This is a genomic window from Streptomyces gilvosporeus, from assembly GCF_002082195.1.
GTDB classification, from domain to species: domain Bacteria; phylum Actinomycetota; class Actinomycetes; order Streptomycetales; family Streptomycetaceae; genus Streptomyces; species Streptomyces gilvosporeus.
Genome location: NZ_CP020569.1, coordinates 4,073,994 through 4,093,834, shown reverse-complemented (window position 1 = coordinate 4,093,834; position 19,841 = coordinate 4,073,994). Strand labels below are relative to the sequence as shown.

Here is a 19,841-nt window from a genome sequence, read left to right as displayed (position 1 = left end):
GGGGCCCCGCCCCCCCGGCCCCCCGGCCCCCGCCCCCCCCGCCCCTCCCCCCCCCGCCTCCTCACCCCCTCACCCCCTCACCCCCGCCCCAGGAACACCGGATTGGTCATCGCCGCCATGGGCCCGGGGAGCCCCGTCGTGGTGGGCGGGTGCCGGACCTCGGCGCGGATATAGGCGGCGTTGTCGGGGGTGGTCTGCCAGGTCACGGTCCCCGTGCCGGACGGGGGCAGCGCGGTGGTGAACAGGCGTCCCTGGTCGGTGACGAAGGAGACCGTGCAGCCCGGGGCTCCGGAGACCTCCAGGCGGGCGGTGGCCCTGGCCGTACGGGCGAGGGCCAGGCGCTCGGCGATACCGGCGTGTTCGCCGCGGTCGCCGGTCACCGTGAAGGTCAGGTCGATCGCCGAGGACTCGGCGATCCAGACCCGCCCGGCCCGGATGCCGTCCTGGAGGGCACGCCGCGTCAGATCCTCGGCCAGGACGACGGTCTGCGGCAGGCCCACCACATCGGGGTCCCGGTGGGCGTCGCTGTGGCCGACGGCCGGAAGCCACGAGGCGCGGCCGCGGGTGTGGGCGACCAGGGTGTTGTCCCACTCGGCGAGCGTGATCTCGTCATCGGGCCCGTACGGGCCGTTCCACACCTCCACCGCATCCGCGTCGTCGAAACCGAACTTCCAGTTGCAGCCGATGCAGGTGGCATGCGGATGCGCCGGGATGACCAGCCCGCCCGCCCGGCGGATGGCGCGCGCGTATCTGCCGAAGGCGTTGTCGCGGGCCCGGTAGCGCCAGTCGATGAAGACGCCCGGGTCGGTGCCCATCGCCAGCACATGGCCGTTGCGGGTGGTGACCTCCTCGCCGGTCAGGATCAGCAGGTCATCGCCCCACAGGCCGTCCCAGGCACGGTGGGAGGCGGTGGTGTTGTGCTCGGAGGTGGTCAGGAAGTCCAGCCCGGCGGCGCGGGCCAGCGCCGCGATCCGGGCCGGGGTGCGTTTGCCGTCGGAGAAGACGGAGTGCAGATGGTTGTCGCCCCGGTACCAGGCGCGGCCGCGGCCCCGGGCGCGTTCGGGCGGATAGACGGGGGCCGGAGTGCTCCCCGGAGGGCCGAAGCGCAGGGTGACCCTGATGTCGTAGGTCAGGCCCTGGGGCGCGATGGTGTACGGGCCGAGGGCGATATACCAGGTCCCGGCGTTGACGGGGCCCGGGAGATAGCCGGGGGTGGCGTCGTCGGCGCGCAGGAAGAACTCCGTCCGCGCCCCGCCCGACCAGCCGCGGAACCCGGCGCCGCCGAGGGCCGTACCGCGCTCGTCGAAGATGCCGATGTCGCAGGCGTTGCCGGGCGTGCCCTCGGGGACGCCGGGCTTGTCGTAGGTGTAGGAGACGGCGATCTCCCGTACTCCGTGCGGGACTTCGACCGGGAGGTAGACGAAGTCCGGTGTGCCTGGGGGCAGGTGGCCCGTGACCCGGCGGGTCTGCTCGGCGCCGCCGGCCCGGCCCGCAGACCCGCCCCCGGCCGCGGTTCCGGCCCCGCCCCCTGGTGCCGCATCGGCGAAGCGCACGGTGCCGAGTGTCAGCGCGCCCGCCGCACCCGCGACCGCGGAAAGCCGCAGTACCTCGCGTCGTTCCATGACCCGTAACCCGTCCCCGTGTAGTCGCTGCGCGGGATGTGTTCCCCGTTCCCGGTTTCCCGCCGTTCCCTGTCGCCGTGTTTCCTTGCGTGTCCTTGCGTTTCCTTGCGTGCCTTTGTGTGTCCTTGTGTCCCCTGTTTTCGCCGTTTGCGTGAAAACTGTTGTACGCGGGTGTGACGAGGACGGAAAGGGCTGTGGATAACCGTCGGCCGGTGGGGCAACATGCGGTCACCCACACGCCTGACGGAGGTGTCCCAGCATGCGGATCGCGACGACGATCTTTCTGACGGACGAGACGATCCGGCCCGTGCGGCTGGCCCGTGAGCTGGAACAACGCGGTTTCGCCGGGCTCTATCTGCCCGAGCACACCCATATCCCCGCCAGCCGCGAGACCCCCGCCCCCATGGGCGACCCGCTGCCCCGCGAATACGGCCGTACCCTCGACCCGTTCGTCGCGCTCGGCCAGGCCGCCGCCGTCACCGACCGGCTGGGCCTGGGCACCGGCATCACCCTGGTCGCCCAGCACGACCCGGTCGGCCTGGCCAAGCAGATCGCCACCCTCGACTTTCTCTCCGGCGGCCGGTTCACCTTCGGCATCGGCTACGGCTGGAACGTCGAGGAGGCCGCCGACCACGGGGTGGAATGGTCGACGCGGCGCGCGCTGACGCGTGACCGGGTGGCGCTGATGCGGGCGCTGTGGGCCGAGGAACCGACGGCCTACAAGGGAGAGTTCGGGTCCGTACGGGCATCCCTGGCGCATCCCAAACCGCTGCACGGCGCGCCGCGCACCCTGATCGGCGGCGCCGCCGGACCCAAGCTCTTCGGGCAGATCGCCGACTACGCGGACGGCTGGCTGCCGATCGGCGGACGGGGTCTGACCGAGACCCTGCCGGTGCTGCGGCGGGCCTGGGTGGATGCCGGGCGCGCCGGGGACCCCGTCGTGGTGCCGTATGCGGTCCGGCCCACGCCCGGGAAGCTGGCGCACTACCGCGAGCTGGGCCTCCAGGAGGTGGTGCTCCAGCTGCCGCCGGCGGGCGAGGCGGAGGTGCTGCGGACGCTGGACGACTTCGCGCAGTACCTGTAGGCGACGTCGTGCGGCGGCTGCCTAGGGCCAGCGGTGTACGACCACCGGGTGCGGGTCGGTACCGCAGAAGGATCCGCACCGGCCCCGGACGGGCCTAGCGTTGAAGGTGAGCAGTCTTCGCAGATCAACGGTCCAAGGAGAATGTCATGCCCAGCCTCGACCACACGATCGTGCACAGCACCGACCGTTTCGCCGGCGCCCGTTTCCTGGCCGACCTCCTGGGTGCTCCCGAGCCCAGGGCTTTCGGTCCGTTCGCCGCCGTCAGGATGGACAACGGGGTGACCCTCGATTACGCCGACCACGCTGCCGGTGGCAAGGAGTTCGTGCCGACGCACTATGCGTTTCTGGTGACGGAGGACGAGTTCGACGCGATCCTGGGGCGGATAGCGGAGCGGAAGCTGCCCTACTGGGCCGATCCCATGCACTCCCTGGCCCAGCAGATCAACACCCACGACGGCGGTCGCGGGCTGTATCTGAACGACCCCGACGGGCACAACATGGAGTTCCTGACCCGTACGTACTCGGAGGAACTGCTGACCAGCCTGTGACCGAACCGGGCCCGTCGCGGACCGGGTTGCCGCCGGGAAGTACCCCGCATCCGCCGGAGGGAACCTCCGTCTGACGTGACCAGTGGCACACCGGCGGCCGGTTGCCGGGCGGCGGCTGTGTCAGTGGGCGCTCGTATGCTCGGAGGATGACTTCCAGCGCGCAGGGATCGGACGAGGGAGCGGGGCAGGCACCGGAGCAGCGGCCGGTCCTGGGATCTGACCCGGAGGCTCGCCCCACGGCGAACGCGATGCGCCGCGCCCTCAAGCGCGCCCGCGACGGCGTGGCGCTGGACGTCGGCGAGGCCGCCGTGCTGTTGCAGGCCCGCGGCGAGGACCTGCGGGACCTGTGCGCCTCGGCGGCCCGGGTGCGCGACGCGGGCCTGGAGGCCGCCGGGCGCCCCGGAGTCATCACGTACTCCAAGGGCGTCTTCATCCCCCTGACGCGCCTGTGCCGGGACACCTGCCACTACTGCACCTTCGTCACCGTCCCCGGCAAGCTGCGCCGGGCCGGCCACGGGATGTTCATGTCGCCCGACGAGGTGCTCGACATCGCCCGCCGGGGCGCCGAACTGGGCTGCAAGGAGGCCCTCTTCACGCTCGGCGACAAGCCCGAGGACCGCTGGCCCGAAGCCCGCGAATGGCTGGAGGCGCACGGCTACGACGACACGCTCTCCTACGTACGGGCCATGGCCATCCGCGTCCTGGAGGAGACCGGGCTGCTGCCGCACCTCAACCCCGGGGTGTTGTCCTGGACGGACTTCCAGCGTCTCAAGCCCGTCGCCCCGTCCCTGGGCATGATGTTGGAGACGACCGCCGAGCGGCTGTGGAGCGAGCCCGGCGGCCCGCACTACGGCTCGCCCGACAAGGAGCCCGCCGTCCGGCTGCGCGTCCTGGAGGACGCCGGTCGCTCCAACGTCCCCTTCACCACCGGGCTGCTCATCGGGATCGGCGAGACCTACCGGGAGCGCGCCGAGTCGATCTTCGCGCTACGCCGTGTCCAGCGCGCGTACCACGGCATCCAGGAACTGATCATGCAGAACTTCCGCGCCAAGCCGGACACGGCCATGCGCGGCAAGCCGGACGCCGAGGTGGAGGAGCTGGCCGCCACCATCGCCGTGGCCCGGCACATCATGGGCCCCTCGGCCCGTATCCAGGCCCCGCCCAACCTCGTCGACGGCGCCTATGCGCTGCTCATCGACGCGGGGATCGACGACTGGGGCGGCGTCTCCCCGCTGACCCTCGACCACGTCAACCCCGAGCGCCCCTGGCCGCAGATCGAGGAGCTGACCGAGCGCTGCGCCGCCTCCGGCTTCACGCTGCGCGAACGGCTGCCCATCTACCCCGAGTTCATCCGGCGCGGCGAGCCCTGGCTGGACCCGCGTCTGCTGCCGCATGTGCGCGCCCTGGCCGACCCGGAGACGGGCCTGGCCGTCGAGGACGCCCCCGTGGTGGGTCGCCCCTGGCAGGAGCCCGACGAGGGCTTCACCATGAGCTCCTCGGGCCGTACGGACCTGCACCACACCATCGACACCGAAGGCCGCACCGCCGACCGCCGCGACGACTTCGACGAGGTCTACGGCGACTGGGAGGCGCTGCGCGAGGCAGCCGCCCCCGGGATGGCGCCGTCCCGGATAGACGCGGACGTCCGGCAGGCCCTGTCGCAGGCCGCCGACGACCCCACCCGCCTCGGCGACGACGAGGCGCTGGCCCTGCTGCACGCCGACGGCCCCGCCCTGGACGCGCTGTGCCGTATCGCCGACGAACTGCGCCGCGCCACCGTGGGCGACGACGTCACCTACATCGTCACCAGGAACATCAACTTCACCAACGTCTGCTACACCGGCTGCCGCTTCTGCGCCTTCGCCCAGCGCCGCACCGACGCCGACGCCTACACCCTGTCCCTGTCCCAGGTGGCCGACCGCGCCCAACAGGCCTGGGACGTCGGGGCGGTGGAGGTGTGCATGCAGGGCGGTATCCACCCGGACCTGCCCGGTACGGCGTACTTCGACATCGCCCGCGCCGTCAAGGAACGCGTCCCCGGGATGCACGTCCATGCCTTCTCCCCGATGGAGGTCGTCAACGGCGCCACCCGCACCGGCCTGTCCATCCGGGAGTGGCTCGCCGAGGCCAAGGCCGCCGGGCTGGACACCATCCCCGGCACCGCCGCCGAGATCCTGGACGACGAGGTCCGCTGGGTGCTGACCAAGGGCAAGCTGCCCACCGCCACCTGGGTCGAGGTCGTCAAAACCGCCCATGAGCTGGGCATCCGCTCGTCCTCGACGATGATGTACGGCCATGTCGACCAGCCGCGCCACTGGCTGGGCCACCTCCGTCTGCTGGCCGAGATCCAGCGGTCCGCGCTGTCCAAGGGCGTCGCCGGCTTCACCGAATTCGTCACGCTGCCCTTCATCCACACCAACGCGCCCGTCTATCTGGCCGGTATCGCCCGCCCCGGCCCCACCACCCGCGACAACCGCGCGGTGACGGCGATGGCCCGGCTGCTGCTCCACCCGTACATCACCAACATCCAGACCAGCTGGGTCAAACTGGGCACCGAAGGCGCCGCCGAGATGCTCCGCTCGGGCGCCAACGACCTGGGCGGCACCCTGATGGAGGAGACCATCTCCCGGATGGCGGGCTCCAGTTACGGCTCCTACCGCTCCGTACAGGACCTGACCGCCATCGCGGACGCCGCGGGCCGCCCGTCCCGCCCCCGGACGACGACCTACGGCCCCGTCCCCGAGGAACGGCAGACCGCGGCGCTCGCCTCGGACGGGCATCTGCCGGAGCTGCTCCCGGTGGTGGACGAGTAGGGAGGGGGCGTGCCGGCCGCGGGTCACCCTGGGGTCACCGGGAACCCCCGAGGATGCTCCTGCCTTAAGGCAGGAGAGGAATCGGACTCCTGCGGAGCAGGGCAGGGATAGCCGGATCGCCGCCGGGGGGATCCGGCTATCCCTGCGACGGGGTAAGGCAGCCCACGACGGTCAAGAGCTCTCAACTGTCAGTCCTCCCAGGTAGGTTCGGATGCATGATGGCACCAGCGCAGACGGCGGAGGGGCCCGGGCACGCCCGGTACACCTATCGCCTGCGCCTGTCGTCCACGGCCCGTACTGCGCTTGAGGCGGAGTGGGCCCGGTGCCGGTGGCTGTGGAATGAGTCGGTCGCCAAGTCCAAGCAGGTGCACCAGCACAAGCTGGCGACCGGCGAGAGCGTGACGTGCGGCCCGGCGCAGCTCGACAAGATGCTGACCGAGGCCCGCGCCCGTACGCCATGGCTGCGCGAGGGCGCCTCGGTGCCTCAGCAGCAGCTCATCCGTGACTTCGCGAAGTCACGGGCGAAGGCTTTGAAGGACATCAAGGCTCGCTTGCCGATGCGGCAGCGGGCCGGGATGCCCCGTTACAAGAAGAAGCGCGAGGCGGCGCCGACGCTGAACTACACCCGAAGCGGTTTCCGACTCAAAGACCGGTGCCTGCATCTCGCGGGCGGGATCGTGGTGCGGCCGGTCTGGTCGCGGGAGTTGCCCAAGCCGCCGTCCTCGGTGCGCGTGTACCGGGACAGCGTGGGGCACTGGTGGGCCTCCTTCGTCGTCGCCACCGAAACCCAGGCGCTGCCGTCCAAGGGCCGTGTGATCGGTATCGACTGGGGCGTCAAGGAGACCGCCACCACCACAAGCGACGCCCACGATCTCCCCCACGCCCGGCACGGCCGCACGGCCGCGACCAAACTCGCCCGGTATCAGCGGATGATGGCCCGCAGGAGGCCCGCGAAGGGGCAGCCGGGATCGAAGGGCTACCGCGAAGCGAAGCGGCAGACCGCCAAGATCCATAAGAAAGTCGCTCGCCAGCGCGAGGATACTGCCCGCAAGTGGGCCAAGAAGGTCGTTACCGACCATGACGCCCTCGCGGTGGAAGACTTCCGCCCCCGCTTTCTCGCCAAGTCGACCATGGCGAAGAAGGCGGCAGACGCCGCCATCGGCGCCACCAAACGAGCCCTGGTGGAGATGGCCCGCAAGCACGGGCGCATCGTCCACCTGGTGAACCCCGCGCACACCACGATGGACTGTGCGCAGTGCGGAGCGAGAGCCAAGCACGCACTACCTCTTTCCGAAAGGACGTATACCTGCACCGCGTGCGGAACCGTCTCGCCGAGAGACAAGAACTCCGCCCGTGTGATGCTGGTCCGGGCTGGTCTCATACCCGGCTGGTGCTGATCGTGTAAGACCTGCACGCCCGCCGGGCCGCAGGCGACGTGAGCTAGGAATCCCCCTCGTTCACGAGGGGGAGGAGTCAATCCCCGTCGTACTCCGCCTCGTGTTGCAGGATGCACTGCTGCCATTGCGACAGTGCCTCCGCGCGGTCGCCCCCGGTGTCCTGGGCGGCGACGATCAGCGCATCGGCGGCCATGGCGGCCAGTCGCACGGCGATATGGCAGACATCCCGCTGGGGGAGCGGCCGGAGGAGTTCCACCGCGCCGTCGCTGTCCCCGGAGAGCGCGGAGGCAACGACCGCCATGGTGGTGCGATCCCACTCGTACTCGGACATGGAGGAAGCATGCCCCGCATGCGCCGCCGCCATGGTCGAACGGATGAGCGCATTCCGGGCCGTCGCGGCGCCCCGCCTCAGCCCAGCTCCCGGACCGGCTTTCCCTCCAGGAACGCCACGATGTCCTCCACCGCCTGCTGGAAATAGCCCTCGTAGTTGCGGCGGGTGACATAGCCCAGGTGGGGCAGGGCGAGCACGTTCGGAAGGGTGCGCAGCGGGTGGTCGGCGGGGAGCGGCTCCTGCGCGAAGACATCGAGGCCGGCGCCCGCGATGCGTTCCTCGCGCAGTGCGTCGAGCAGGGCGGACTGGTCGACGATGGCGGCGCGGGAGGTGTTGACGAGGTAGGCGGTGCGGCGCATCCGGGCCAGTTCCGGGGCGCCGATCAGCCCCCGGGTGCGGTCGCCGAGGACGAGATGGACGGAGACGAAGTCGCTGGTCTCCAGGAGTTCTTCCTTGGAGGCGGCGGCTCGGACGCCGACCTCCGCGGCCCGCTCGGCCGTCAGGTTCCGGCTCCAGGCGACCACGTCCATACCGAAGGCCAGGCCGACCCGGGCGACCCGGGCGCCGATCTTGCCCAGGCCGAGCAGGCCCAGTCGGCGGCCGTACAGATCGGCGCCCAGGGTGCTCTGCCAGGGGCCGCCCGCGCGCATCGCCGCGCTCTCGGTGGCCACGCTGCGGGCCAGGCCCAGGATCAGCGCCCAGGTCAGCTCGACGGGCGGTTCGGTGTTGCTGGCCGTCCCGCAGACGGTGACGCCGTGCCGGGCGGCCGCCGCCAGGTCGATGGCGGCGTTGCGCATCCCGGAGGTGATCAGCAGCCGCAGCCGGGGCAGCCGGGCGAGGAGGGAGGCCGGGAACGGGGTGCGCTCGCGCATCGCGACGACGATCTCGCAGTCGCCGATCGCCTCGACCACCTCGTCCTCGGAGGCGAAGGGCCGGCGCAGCGTACGGACGTCCACCCGCCCGTCCAGAGGTGACCAGTCGGCGAGCGAGCGGGCGACGCCCTGGTAGTCGTCGAGTACGGCGCAGCGCGGAGTCATGGGGGCCTCTCCTGGCGGGTCGGGGCGGACGGCAGCGGGCCGTCACAGGTGCGGCCGGGCCCGGCACGGCGGCGTAATCCCGGCAATCGCCGCGAGCCGGAACGGCGTCCGTGGGGGACAGCTCACATTACGATCCCGGGCCCGTGACGATCATTCCCGGTCGATTACAGTGCTGCGCCGGGGAGCCTGCACGGCCCCGGGACGGTGCGAGTTTCTGGAGGTCGCGCAGTGAGTGAGCGCAGCCGAGCCATGGAAGGGTGCGCGCCGCGCGGAGGCGAGGCCGGGCCGAGCGAGGTGCCGGTATGAGTGCCACGCCGGGCCACACCGCGATCTGGGGCCGCGCCGAACAGCAGGACTTCCGCAGCCGGGTACGCGGCTGTCTGCTCGGCGGAGCCATCGGCGATGCGCTCGGCGCGGGCATCGAATTCGACTCCCTCGACGCGATCCGCGAGGCGCACGGCGCCGATGGCGTCACCGACCTCGTGCCGGCCTACGGGCGGCGCGGTGCGGTCACCGACGACACCCAGATGACCCTTTTCACCGTGGACGGCCTGATACGCGCCCAGGTGCGCCGCGACACCGGGGCCTGGCATCCGCCCACCGACGTCCACCGCGCCTATCTGCGCTGGGCCGCCACCCAGCGCGACTGGGGCCCGGACGAGCGCCGGAAGGACGACGGCTGGCTGGCCCGCGAGGAGTGGCTCTACTCCCGGCGGGAGCCGGGCCGGGCCTGCCTGACCGGTCTGGGCGACGAGGTGATGGGCACCCTGGAGGCGCCCAAGAACCGCGACTCCAAGGGCTGTGGCGCGGTGATGCGCTCCGCGCCGTTCGGGCTGCTGGTGGGCTGGGAGCCGCAGCTGGTCTTCCAGCTGGCCGTCGAGTGCGCGGCGCAGACCCACGGCCACCCCACCGGCTATCTGGCGGCCGGGGCCTTCGCCGTCATCAGCCACTCCCTGGCCCGCGGTGAGGTCCTCGACGGCGCCGTCCAAAAGGCCCTGGCCCATCTGGCGACCCGCCCCGGCCACGAGGAGACCACCGACGCCCTCAAGCGCGCCCTCGGCGCCGTACGGCAGGGCATGCCGACGCCCGCCCGGGTCGAGTCGCTGGGCGAGGGCTGGACGGCGGAGGAGGCGCTGGCGATCGGCGTCTACTGCGCGCTGGTCGCCGAGGACATCCGGCACGGCCTGCTGCTGGCCGTCAACCACGGCGGCGACAGCGACTCCACCGGCGCCATCTGCGGCAACCTGCTGGGCACGCTGCACGGCGAGACCGCGCTGCCGCCCGACTGGCTGGTCGAACTGGAGGGCCGCGAGACGATCCTCCAGCTGGCGGACGATTTCGCGATGGAGATGACCCAGGGCGCCGCGCTGCACGGCCCGGCGGGCTCGTCACCGGGGTGGCTCGCCCGCTACCCGCGCGCCTGACCCCGCGCCGTCACCCACGCCCCCGGGGCCCGCGCCGCCCTAGCGCATCAGCTCGCCCGCGTTGACCAGCAGCGACTGGCCGGTGATCGCGCGAGCCCGGTCCGAGCAGAGGAAGGCCGCGCTCTCGGCCACATCGGCGTCGGTGGCCATCTCGGGCAGCGCCATTCTCCCGGTGAGCCGGCCCAGCACCTCGGACTCCGGCACGCCCTCCGCCTTGGCGGTGAGCCGGACGTACGCCTGGACCGGCGGTCCCCACATCCAGCCCGGCTGCACGGTGTTGACCCGTATCCGCTCCGGCCCCAGCTCGCGCGCCAGCGCGTACATCGCCGAGACCAGCGCCCCCTTGGATGCCGCATAGGCCGTCTGGCGCACCTCCGACGGAGCGGCGACCGACGACTGGGTGCCGATCATCACCACCGACCCGCCGCCGCGCGCCGTCATCGACGGCAGGCAGGCGCGGGTCATCCGCAGCGTGCCGAGGAGATTGACGTCCATGACCTCGCGCCACGAACCGAGGTCGGCGTCGCGCAGACCGCCGAAGAGCGAGTCCAGGGCGGCGACATGGACCACCGCATCGATCCCCCCGAACCGCTCCGCGGCCAGCGCGGCCAGCGCCTCGCACTGCGTCTCGTCGCCGATGTCCGTCGCCCGCCACGCCGTGCGCTCCCCCGCGGGGTCGATCCGCGCCGCCGACGCGGCGAGGTTGCCCTCCGTGCGCGCCCCCAGGACGACCCGCGCCCCGTCCCGTACGCAGGCCGCCGCGACCTGATGGCCGAGCCCCGGCCCGACGCCCGAGACGATCACGGTCTTGTGCTGGAGCAGCATGGGCGCCTCCCCGGGCCGATATCTGACGATGCGTCAGGGTAGGGCCGGGGAGGGGAGAGCGGAAGACCGGCAGGGAATACCGCGGGACGCTTGCCCGGCGCCCGTCCGGTGTCAGTTCCACTCCGTGTGCTCGGTGGCCTCGAAGCAGTACTTGACCCAGTTGCCGGTGTGGCCGGTGTAGCTGCCCGGCTCCGCGCAGAACCGGACGCGGAAGGTGTCGCCGACGGTCGCCATGCGCGTGTAGACGTCGTGATAGGTGGCGATGGAGGCGCTGCGGGACGAGCCGTCCGTCACGCTGATCGTCACCATGTCGCCGGGCTCGCCGTTCACGATCCGGCCCCATACGGCGCCGCACCGCTTGCTGTACCGCAGCTGGATGCGCGCCACATTGCCCTCGGTGGGCTCCCAGGTGACGGCGTCCGCGGCGCAGCCGTCGCTCTTGGGGCTCTTGCCGTCGCAGCCGGCCCCGGGGCAGGGCGGCGGCGGGTCCTCGAAGAGCTTGGGGAGCTGGTCGGCGGCCACGGTCGCCAGCGCGCCGACGACGGCCGTGACGACGCCGACCACCATGGCGTGCCGGGCATGCCTGCGCAGCCAGCGGCCGGTGGCCCGGAGCCGGTCGGTGTCGGGGGCGGCGGGGGGATCATCGGGGGCGTCGGAGGAATCAGGGGCGGGCGCGCCGCCCGGCGGCTCCGGGGCGTCGACGTCGTTGCTCAATCCGGCCTCCTGGGAGGTCCGCGTGCCGTAGACCTTCCAGTTTCCGGGAGGGCAACGGGCCTCCGGTAGCGCTTTTTCCGCCCTTGACAGGGGGCGCACAGGAGGCGCGCGCCCCCGCACCTGGTGCGCCTCACCCGTCCCGGCGTGCGCCCTCCGGCGCCGTCTCCAGTGCCCTCCTCAGCCGCTCCAGCCCCTCACGGATCTCCTGCGGCCCGTGCGTCACAAACGACAGCCGTACGGCCGTGGGGTCCGGCGCCCCGGTGAAGAACGGCGCCCCCGGGACGTAGGCCACGTCCTGCCGTACGACGTGCGGCAGCAGCGCCGTCGCGTCGTACCCGGCCGGCAGCGTCGCCCAGACGAACATCCCGCCCGCCGGACGGTTCCACCGCGCCCCCTCGGGCAGCGCCCCGGCCAGCCCGTCCACCAGCGCATCGCGCCGCTCGCGGTAGGCGCCGCGCATCCGCTCCAGATGCGCATCGAGGTCCGTGTCCGCCAAGTACCGTGCCGCGGCCGCCTGGTCGATGGTCGAGGTGTGCAGATCCGCGGCCTGCTTGGCGACGGTCAGGGCGCGCCGCAGCGGCGCCGGCGCGCGCAGCGTGCCCAGCCGCAGACCGGGCGCCATCACCTTGGAGAACGAGCCGAGCAGCGCGGTGCGGTCCTCGGCACCGGGGAAGGAGGCCACCCACCGCTGCGGCTCCCCCTCGAAGCGCAGCTCGCCGTACGGGTCGTCCTCGGCGATCCACAGCCCGCGCCGGGCGGCGACGTCGGCGACCGCGGCCCGCCGCTCGGCGGACAGGGTGCGGCCGGTCGGGTTCTGGAAGGTCGGTATGACGTAGAGCAGCCGGGGCCGCTCCCGTGCGGCGATCTCGTCCAGCGCGGCCGGATCCAGCCCCTCGTCGTCGGTCGGCACCGGCACCACCCGGGCACCCGCCAGTGAGAAGACCTGGAGCGCCGCCAGATAGCAGGGGTCCTCGACCAGCACCACGTCCCCCGGCTCCAGCAGGGCCGTGGCCAGCAGCGACAGGCCCTGCTGGGAACCGGTCGTCACCAGCAGGTCGTCGGCCCCGGTGGGCAGCCCGCGCGCCGTGGTGCGCGCCGCCACGGCCGCGCGCAGCGCCGGATCGCCCTCGGTGGTGGAGTACTGGAGCGCCCGCTGCGGCTGTTCGGCCAGTACGTGCCGGAAGGCGTCGGCCATGCCCTGCGCGTCGAACAGCTCGGGCGCGGGCAGCCCGCCGGCGAACGAGATGACCTCGGGCCGGGCGGTGAGCGCCAGGATGTCGCGCACCGGCGAACTGCCGGTCCGCGCGGCACGGGCGGCGAGCGGCGGGACGGGGGCGGAGAGCGTGTCGGCGGGGCTCGTGTCGGCAGGGATCGTCTCGGCACGGATCGTGTCGGGCATGGCGGGTCCCCTCACTCACGGACGGCGGTTAACCGGCGTTACCTGTAGAGGGCAGCGAGCTTAAGCGCGCCGAACGCCCCCGCGCAGAGATGCCCGCATGCTGAGCCATTGGCGGCACACCCCTCCCCTTCTGACGCCCAGTCAGCTACAGCTGTCCGTCATGACCGCAGACAGCAAGGGAACGCCGCAGGAAGCAGCCGCCACCGCCGACCCGGGAGCCGCCGCCTACGCCGAACTGGCCGCCGTCGGCCCCTACGGAGTGCACCCCGGACATGCGCTGATCACCATGGTCGAGCCCCATCCGGGCCATGAGTACGCCTACAACCGCTGGTACGAGGACGACCACTACATCGCCGGCGCGATGGCGATGCCCTGGATCTTCGCCGGCCGCCGCTGGGTGGCCACCCGCGACCTCCAACTGCTGCGCTACCCCGAGCGGTCCGCCGTCGCCCGGCCCGTCACGGCGGGCTGCTACCTGTCCACGTACTGGCTCACCGAAGGCCGCTACGACGCGCACATGAAGTGGACCGTCGCCATCAACAAGCGCCTCAACCGGGACGGCCGGATCCACCACGACCGCACGCATGTCTTCACCGCCTTCCAGGACCATGCGGCGACGGTCTACCGGGACGGCGCCGCGGGCCCCCGGGATTTCCACGCACTGGACCATCCGTACGCCGGGCTGGTGTTGGAGGTGATCGACGCCGACGGTCCGCAGCGGCGGGCCGAGCTGCTGGAGTGGCTGCGCACCCGGCATCTGCCGCGGCGGCTGACGGGCTCACCGGCCGCCCTGGTCACCGTCTTCCGGCCGACGCCGCTGCCCGAGGACCGGATGACGTATGTGCGGCAGGTCGAGGGCGTCGACACCCGGCTCACCCTGCTGTGGTTCCTCCAGGAGGACCCGCGTGCGGTCTGGGCGGCCCACTTCGCCGACCGGGAGACGGCGGTCGCGGAGTCGGGGCTGGGAAGGGTGGAGTTGGTGGCGCCGTTCATCCCGACCGTCCCGGGAACCGATCGCTATGTGTCCGAACTGCGCTGAACCGTGCGGTCGTTGAGCACCGGCGCCCGGACAGGGCCGAGCCCCCTCGGCCGGGACGGCGATCCAGTCGAGAGGGCTCGTGTCTGCGCGCTCGGCGCAGAGTGGGGTGCGTGAAGGCTCAGCTCACGCCACGTCGAACGCGCCGCCGGCCACGTCCGACACGAAGGTGTTCCAGGCGGCGTTGTCGAAGGTCAGGCGCGGACCCTCGGGGTCCTTGGAGTCGCGCACGGCGATGGCTGCGGTGGTCGGTACGGCCATCTCCACACAGGCGCCGTTGCCGCCGGAGTACGAGGACTTCTTCCAGGAGAACGCGGAATTGGGCTGGACAGCCATTTTCACTCCAACTCACTTTGGGAACTCGCGCTGAACTACGCGGAGTTACCGGGGGATTCGGTACTGCTGACGCTACGCGCCAACATCACGAGCCGCAGGAGTCGTTCACCCATCCGAATGTCATATTCCTTGATCTCTTTTCATGGCGGGCGGCGCCGGTGTACCGTGCGATCTCGGTTTCCGGAACGCTCCATTCCGCACCGCAATGCCCCATTTCGCCCGGTGGCGCTTCCCTCGGCGTCACCCCATGGCATCCGCGTGTTTCTTGGCCGCCCGGGCGATGAACTCCCGGCTCTGATCGGCATTCAGCGCCTGCGCGCGCAGGTGCTCGTACATGATCGTGTATTTGTGCACATCGTTGGTTTTCTCCAAATACAGATCACTGGTGACGCCCTCGATGTACACCACACTCGAATCCGAGGCGTCGTCGAATTCCAGGATCGAGAATGTCCCCGACATCCCGGCGTGCGCACCCGTGTCGTACGGCAGCACCTGCACCGTCACATGCGGCAGATTGCTCATCTCGACGAGATGGTCCAGCTGTTCGCGCATGACCAGATGGCTGCCGACCACCCGCCGCAGCGCGCTCTCGTCCAGCACCACCCACAGCCGCAGCGGGCGCTTGGGGTCGTCGACCCGCTCCTGGCGGCGCATCCGCACCTGGATACGTTTCTCCAGATTCTCCGGTGCGAGCTCGGGGACGGCGCCGGGGATGACCGCCTCGGCGTAACCGGGGGTCTGGAGCAGGCCGGGCACCAGCAGGGACTCGTACACCCGCAGCGACGCCGCCTCGGTCTCCAGGCCGATGTAGACGCTGTACGGGATGTCGCCGAAGGCGTGCCACCAGCCCTGCTGGCGCGAATCCTTCGCCATCTGCATCAGCGAATCGACTATGCGGTGGTCCTCGACCTCGTACACCGAGCACAGATCGCGGACATCGCGCTGGCTGATACTGCGGCGGCCGTTCTCGAGCCTGCTGATCTTCGACTGGGAGACCAGCAGCCGCTCGGCGACCTGCTCGGCGGTCATGCCCTTGTCCTCGCGGAGCCTGCGCAGCTCCTGGCCCAGTCGGCGTCGCCTGACAGTGGGGTTGATGTTGGACGCCACGGGTAGTGCACCTCCGGCTCCGTACTGCTGTCGTGTTCTGTCCAGCAGGGTGCCACTCCGATGCCACGCCGCGCAGTCAAATGGACACAGAAGGCGAGCGGGTGCGCGCGTGGGGTGGCGGTCCGGCCGACGTCCAGTGCGGCCGGACCGCCACCCCACGCTCTGGTGCTGCGACTCCCGAACGGTCCTGTGGGACAGCGGAACTGGGAAGTGGGTGTTGAGGGGTAGCGCTACGCATGCGGCTGTCGCCCGCGGCGCGCATGCGCTCGTGCGGTGGTGCGGCAAAGCGGTCGTGCGGGTCGAGAAAACGGTTTTGCGGCCGTGCGGTTGCAGTGGCGCACGCACGGTGGTGCGTGTCCGGTGGTGCGCCGTTCCGTGTCAGCGGGCGCCGACGCGGGCCATGCTGCCCCGGCCGTGCCGGGACTGCACCGGCACACCGGCCGCCGGCTGCGCCGTGGCACGCGTCGCGGACTGCCGTACCGGTCCGGCTCCCGCGGGCTGCGCCCGCCGGGGCTGCGCCGCGGCGCCGTTCTGCACATCCATGACGGCGTGCGCCACCAGCCCGCCCATCGGGTCGTGCCGGATCAAGTCCCGGAGACGGGAGCGCGAGGAGCGCCCTTCGTTGCCGGGGTAGAGGTGCTTGCCGAGTCCGACCGCATGGGCCAGCGCGGCGAGCGCCGCGGTCCGCGGGTCCGGTGGTACGCCGGTGCGGATCGCGTTGTCGAGCCGGGCCCTGATTTCCCGGCTGATGGCCGTCTCCGTCGCCTGGTAGCGCGTCGTCGGCAATACCCCGCACATCTGACCCTCGACGGCATGCACCATGCCGCACCGTTCCAGATGCGTGAGATACGTCTGGCGCAGCCCCAGCCGGGGCCCGCCGATCCAGTGGACCGCACGCACCGGACTGCCGCGTCGGCGCAGCAGTTCGAGCGCGGAGTCCAGAGTCGGATCTCCTGTCGGCCGTGGCATCACCACGGCGATACGATCCCCGTCTGGGGCTATCCGTCCTGCCAAAGCCAGCTCTACTAGCTGGGCCCCGGCCAGGCCGAGGTCGAGCGACTGCGGCTGCGCTGTGGTACCCGTCGTCGGGTCCAGAGCGAGCAGCAGAAGCTCCTCCGGAATTGTTCTGCGGCTCCTGCCCATCCATGCCTCCCCGCGTGGATGAATGACAGGGTGACCCCTCTCACATTCATCTGTCGAGGGTGCGTGGGGGGTTCGGTATGGAACCGGTAGGTATGTCGTTCTCGTCTAGCACGTCGGCGACATATTCCGATGGGGCGCGGAGCGTGCTGGTACGCGTGGCGGTGAGATGGCGCCGAGCGGACACAGGACACTTGGGAACACTGGCTGTGGTGGAGCGGGCGAGGTTGTGAAGGAGACATCGGTGGCGGGCGAGTCCCCCGACAAGTCGGACAAGAAGCGGACGTCGGGGGAGCCGGCACGCAGCGAACACGATCCGCGAGTTTCGGTCTTCCGCGGGGAATCGGGGGAGTCGGGGGCGTCGGCCGGGGAGGCCGACGATGCGAGGGAGGGGGCGAACCTCTCGGAGGCTTCGGACTCCTCGGACTCCTCGAAGGGTTCGGACTCTTCGGGTGCCTCGGAGGGGTCGGACGGGTCGGATGGTTCGACCGAGTCGGGCGAAGCTGCGGCGTCGGGCAAGTCTGCCGGGTCGGATGCGGACGCGGACGGTGGGTCGGACGCGTCGGTGAAGGGTGCCGACGAGGCGGATGCGGACGCGGCGGGCGAGGCCGAAGAGGTCGGAGAGACCGACGGGGCCGACGGGGCCGACGGGGCCGAGGAAGCGGCGGATGCGGCGGAGGCCGGGTCCGATGCCGGGGGCGCGCCCGAGAAGGGCGCTGAGGGGCTGCAGGAGGCCGCGGAGGGCGCCCTGGACGATGCCGAGGGCGACGACGGCGACGAGGGCGGCTCTCCGGCTGCCGAGGGTGCGGAGGCCGCGCCCTCCGCCGAGCCGGACGGGGCTTCCGAGGACGACGCCGAGCCGGACGCCGACACCGAGGCGAAGTCCGAGGCTGCCGCCGACGCCAAGGCCGACGACCCTGGCCCCGAGGCCGATGCCAAGCCGAAGGTCGTCGATCAGCCGACCGCTGTCTTCAAGACGCTCGACCCCGAGAAGGGCAAGGGCAAGGGCGCGAGCACGGGAAAGGTCGACGGCAAGGGCAAGGGAAAGGCCGACGGCAAGGACGACCAGGCTGACGCCGACGAGGAGCCGGGCGACGACGCGACGCGGGTGTTTGCCATCGCGAAGGCGACGGCGAAGGGCAAGGCCGCGGCCGGGGAGGCCGTAGACCAGCCCACCACCGCGTTCAAGATCACCCCGCCCACCGAGGCCAAGCCGGACACCAAGTCCAAGCCGGACACCAAGCCCAAGCCCAAGGACGAGTCCGACCTCAAGGACACCCCCAAGCCCAAGGACACCTCCAAGCCCAAGGACACCTCCAAGCCCAAGGGCAAGCCCAAGCCCGCCGAGCGCGACACCGAGCGCACCAGCCAGTTCGTGGCGCTGAAGTCGGCCGACGACGGGTCGGCGGGCAAGTCGCTCGGCAAGACGGCGGACCGTACCCCGGCCCGTACCCCGGGCAAGGCGGAGGAGCCGGCGGCCCCCGCGAAGGCCCCCGGTGCGCTGCCGCCCGAGGCGCCCAAGGAGGCGCCCGCCGCGCCGCGGCAGGGGCCCGGTGCGCTGCCCGAGTCGGAGCGGACCAAGCAGGAGCCGCTGCCGCCGCTCGACCTGCTGGCCAAGCTCACCAACACCCCGCCGCCGCCCGAGACGACGCTGCGCACGGTCGTCCGCCGGTTCAAGATCTGGACCCCGCTCGCGGTCCTCCTGGCGATCATCTTCGTGGTCGTCCAGGCGGTGCGGCCGCTGCCCAACCCGACGGTCGTCCTCGGCGACGCCAAGTCCTCGTTCACCTTCGAGGGCGGCAAGCTCTCCATCCCGTGGCCCGCGAGCGGGCAGGCGGCGGTCAAGGTCGTGGGCTCCGGCGAGGTGGGGACGTTCGGCGCGCAGAAGCCGGTGCCGACCGCGAGCGTCGCCAAGATCATGACGGCCTATGTCATCCTCACGGACCACCCGCTCAAGAAGGACGACAAGGGCCCGTCGATCGAGGTCGACGCCAAGACGGTGGCCGAGGGCCGCTCCGAGGACGAGTCGCGGATCGCCGGGCTCAAGGCGGGGCAGAAGTTCAGCGAGCAGGACATGCTCAAGATGCTGATGATCCCGTCCGGCAACAACATCGCCCGGCTGCTGGCCCGTTGGGACACCGCGTCCGACAACGAGGCGGCGTTCGTCAAGAAGATGAACGCCGCCGCCAAGGACCTGGGCATGACGAAGACCACCTACACCGACCCCAGCGGCCTGAACAAGACGACGGTGAGCACCGCCGTCGACCAGATCAAGCTGGCCGAGGCCGTCATGAAGTTCGACGCCTTCCGCCCGGTGGTCGCCATGACCAACGCCGATATCCCGGGTCTGCCGCAGCGGATCAACAACAACAACGACAATCTGCTGCTGGCCGGCCTGAGCATCAAGGGCATCAAGACCGGCTCCAGCACGGCGGCCGGCGGCACACTGTCCTGGGCGGCCTACAAGACGGTGGACGGCAAGGACCGGCTGATCCTCGGCACGATGATGGACCAGCACTTCAAGGGCCTGGACCCCAACGCCTCCAACAGCCTCACCATGGTCAAGGACAACAGCAAGAAGGTCATCGAGGCGGTCCGCAACGCGCTGGCCTCGGCCACGGCGGTGAAGAAGGGGCAGGTCGTCGGCTACGTCGACGACGGCCTGGACGGGCTGACACCGGTTGTCGCCACCAAGGACCTCAAGGCGGTCGGAGTCCCCGGCCAGAAGCTCCAGTTGAGCATCGGCGACGGCGGCAAGACCCTCCCGCACGAGGCGAAGGCGGGCACCACCGTCGGTGCACTGACGGTCGGCAACGGCAAGAACGCCCAGAAGGTGCCGGTGGCCCTCCAGAAGGACCTCACCGAGCCGACGTTCGGGGCGAAGCTGACCCGCCTCGGCTGAGCGCGGCGCGGCCCGGCGGGGCTCTCGGTTCTGGCGACGCTAGATTCGGGAGCCCCGCCGGCGTTTCCGGCCCCCGCCCCGGGCCCCGCGCCGCCGCCCGTCCTTACGCCTGACCGGAGCCCGTCA

General features: G+C 71.4%; 15 protein-coding genes and 1 pseudogene. 7 read left to right on the top strand and 9 right to left on the bottom strand.

What is annotated here, in order from left to right; all coding sequences use genetic code 11:
- Positions 1-77: 77 nt before the first annotated feature.
- A complete protein-coding gene (locus tag B1H19_RS17965) occupies positions 78-1,622 on the bottom strand; it encodes a CehA/McbA family metallohydrolase (RefSeq protein WP_107426038.1) in 1,545 nt (514 codons plus the stop codon).
- A 259-nt stretch (positions 1,623-1,881) separates the two neighbouring features.
- Between B1H19_RS17965 and B1H19_RS17960 the strand changes: the two genes are divergently transcribed.
- From B1H19_RS17960 to B1H19_RS17945, 4 genes and pseudogenes are all read left to right on the top strand, one after another.
- The gene (locus tag B1H19_RS17960) at positions 1,882-2,706 is read left to right on the top strand and encodes a TIGR03619 family F420-dependent LLM class oxidoreductase (protein WP_083105700.1); all 825 of its coding nucleotides are present in this window, start codon (positions 1,882-1,884) and stop codon (positions 2,704-2,706) included.
- Between the two features lie 146 nt (positions 2,707-2,852).
- Entirely contained in the window at positions 2,853-3,254 is a 402-nt protein-coding gene (locus tag B1H19_RS17955) for a VOC family protein (protein ID WP_083105699.1), read from the top strand.
- Positions 3,255-3,400: 146 nt separating this feature from the next.
- On the top strand, positions 3,401-6,067 hold the full coding sequence (locus tag B1H19_RS17950; RefSeq protein ID WP_083105698.1) for a bifunctional FO biosynthesis protein CofGH: 2,667 nt from the start codon (positions 3,401-3,403) through the stop codon (positions 6,065-6,067).
- A gap of 215 nt (positions 6,068-6,282) precedes the next feature.
- Positions 6,283-7,477, top strand: a pseudogene (locus B1H19_RS17945) (RNA-guided endonuclease InsQ/TnpB family protein); the annotation flags it as partial.
- Between the two features lie 63 nt (positions 7,478-7,540).
- On the opposite strand, the gene B1H19_RS17940 reads toward B1H19_RS17945, so the two are convergent.
- Together B1H19_RS17940 and B1H19_RS17935 are read right to left on the bottom strand one after the other, a co-directional pair.
- Entirely contained in the window at positions 7,541-7,795 is a 255-nt protein-coding gene (locus B1H19_RS17940) for a hypothetical protein (RefSeq protein ID WP_083109720.1), read from the bottom strand.
- A 77-nt stretch (positions 7,796-7,872) separates the two neighbouring features.
- A complete protein-coding gene (locus B1H19_RS17935; protein ID WP_083105696.1) occupies positions 7,873-8,832 on the bottom strand; it encodes a D-2-hydroxyacid dehydrogenase family protein in 960 nt (319 codons plus the stop codon).
- A gap of 302 nt (positions 8,833-9,134) precedes the next feature.
- On the opposite strand from B1H19_RS17935, the gene B1H19_RS17930 reads away from it, so the two are divergent.
- The gene (locus B1H19_RS17930) at positions 9,135-10,256 is read left to right on the top strand and encodes an ADP-ribosylglycohydrolase family protein (RefSeq protein WP_083105695.1); all 1,122 of its coding nucleotides are present in this window, start codon (positions 9,135-9,137) and stop codon (positions 10,254-10,256) included.
- Between the two features lie 39 nt (positions 10,257-10,295).
- Here B1H19_RS17930 and B1H19_RS17925 read toward each other — a convergent pair whose 3' ends face one another.
- The 3 genes from B1H19_RS17925 to B1H19_RS17915 all read right to left on the bottom strand — a co-directional run bounded on the left by B1H19_RS17925 (position 10,296) and on the right by B1H19_RS17915 (position 13,194).
- Entirely contained in the window at positions 10,296-11,081 is a 786-nt protein-coding gene (locus B1H19_RS17925) for an SDR family oxidoreductase (protein WP_083105694.1), read from the bottom strand.
- A 111-nt stretch (positions 11,082-11,192) separates the two neighbouring features.
- Positions 11,193-11,795, bottom strand: a complete 603-nt coding sequence (locus B1H19_RS17920; protein WP_083105693.1) for a DUF2690 domain-containing protein — start codon at positions 11,793-11,795, stop codon at positions 11,193-11,195.
- A 130-nt stretch (positions 11,796-11,925) separates the two neighbouring features.
- On the bottom strand, positions 11,926-13,194 hold the full coding sequence (locus B1H19_RS17915) for an aminotransferase-like domain-containing protein (RefSeq protein WP_083105692.1): 1,269 nt from the start codon (positions 13,192-13,194) through the stop codon (positions 11,926-11,928).
- Between the two features lie 160 nt (positions 13,195-13,354).
- On the opposite strand from B1H19_RS17915, the gene B1H19_RS17910 reads away from it, so the two are divergent.
- On the top strand, positions 13,355-14,233 hold the full coding sequence (locus B1H19_RS17910) for a hypothetical protein (RefSeq protein ID WP_083105691.1): 879 nt from the start codon (positions 13,355-13,357) through the stop codon (positions 14,231-14,233).
- A gap of 123 nt (positions 14,234-14,356) precedes the next feature.
- Here B1H19_RS17910 and B1H19_RS17905 read toward each other — a convergent pair whose 3' ends face one another.
- The 3 genes from B1H19_RS17905 to B1H19_RS17895 all read right to left on the bottom strand — a co-directional run bounded on the left by B1H19_RS17905 (position 14,357) and on the right by B1H19_RS17895 (position 16,816).
- Entirely contained in the window at positions 14,357-14,566 is a 210-nt protein-coding gene (locus B1H19_RS17905; RefSeq protein WP_083105690.1) for a DUF397 domain-containing protein, read from the bottom strand.
- Between the two features lie 240 nt (positions 14,567-14,806).
- On the bottom strand, positions 14,807-15,673 hold the full coding sequence (locus B1H19_RS17900; protein ID WP_083105689.1) for a helix-turn-helix domain-containing protein: 867 nt from the start codon (positions 15,671-15,673) through the stop codon (positions 14,807-14,809).
- 378 nt (positions 15,674-16,051) lie between these two features.
- Positions 16,052-16,816 (bottom strand): GOLPH3/VPS74 family protein, encoded by a 765-nt coding sequence (locus B1H19_RS17895; protein ID WP_083105688.1) that lies wholly within the window; start codon positions 16,814-16,816, stop codon positions 16,052-16,054.
- A 562-nt stretch (positions 16,817-17,378) separates the two neighbouring features.
- Here B1H19_RS17895 and B1H19_RS17890 point away from each other — a divergent pair.
- Positions 17,379-19,715, top strand: coding sequence for a serine hydrolase (locus tag B1H19_RS17890; RefSeq protein WP_237289374.1), 2,337 nt, complete (start codon positions 17,379-17,381; stop codon positions 19,713-19,715).
- Positions 19,716-19,841 lie beyond the last annotated feature (126 nt).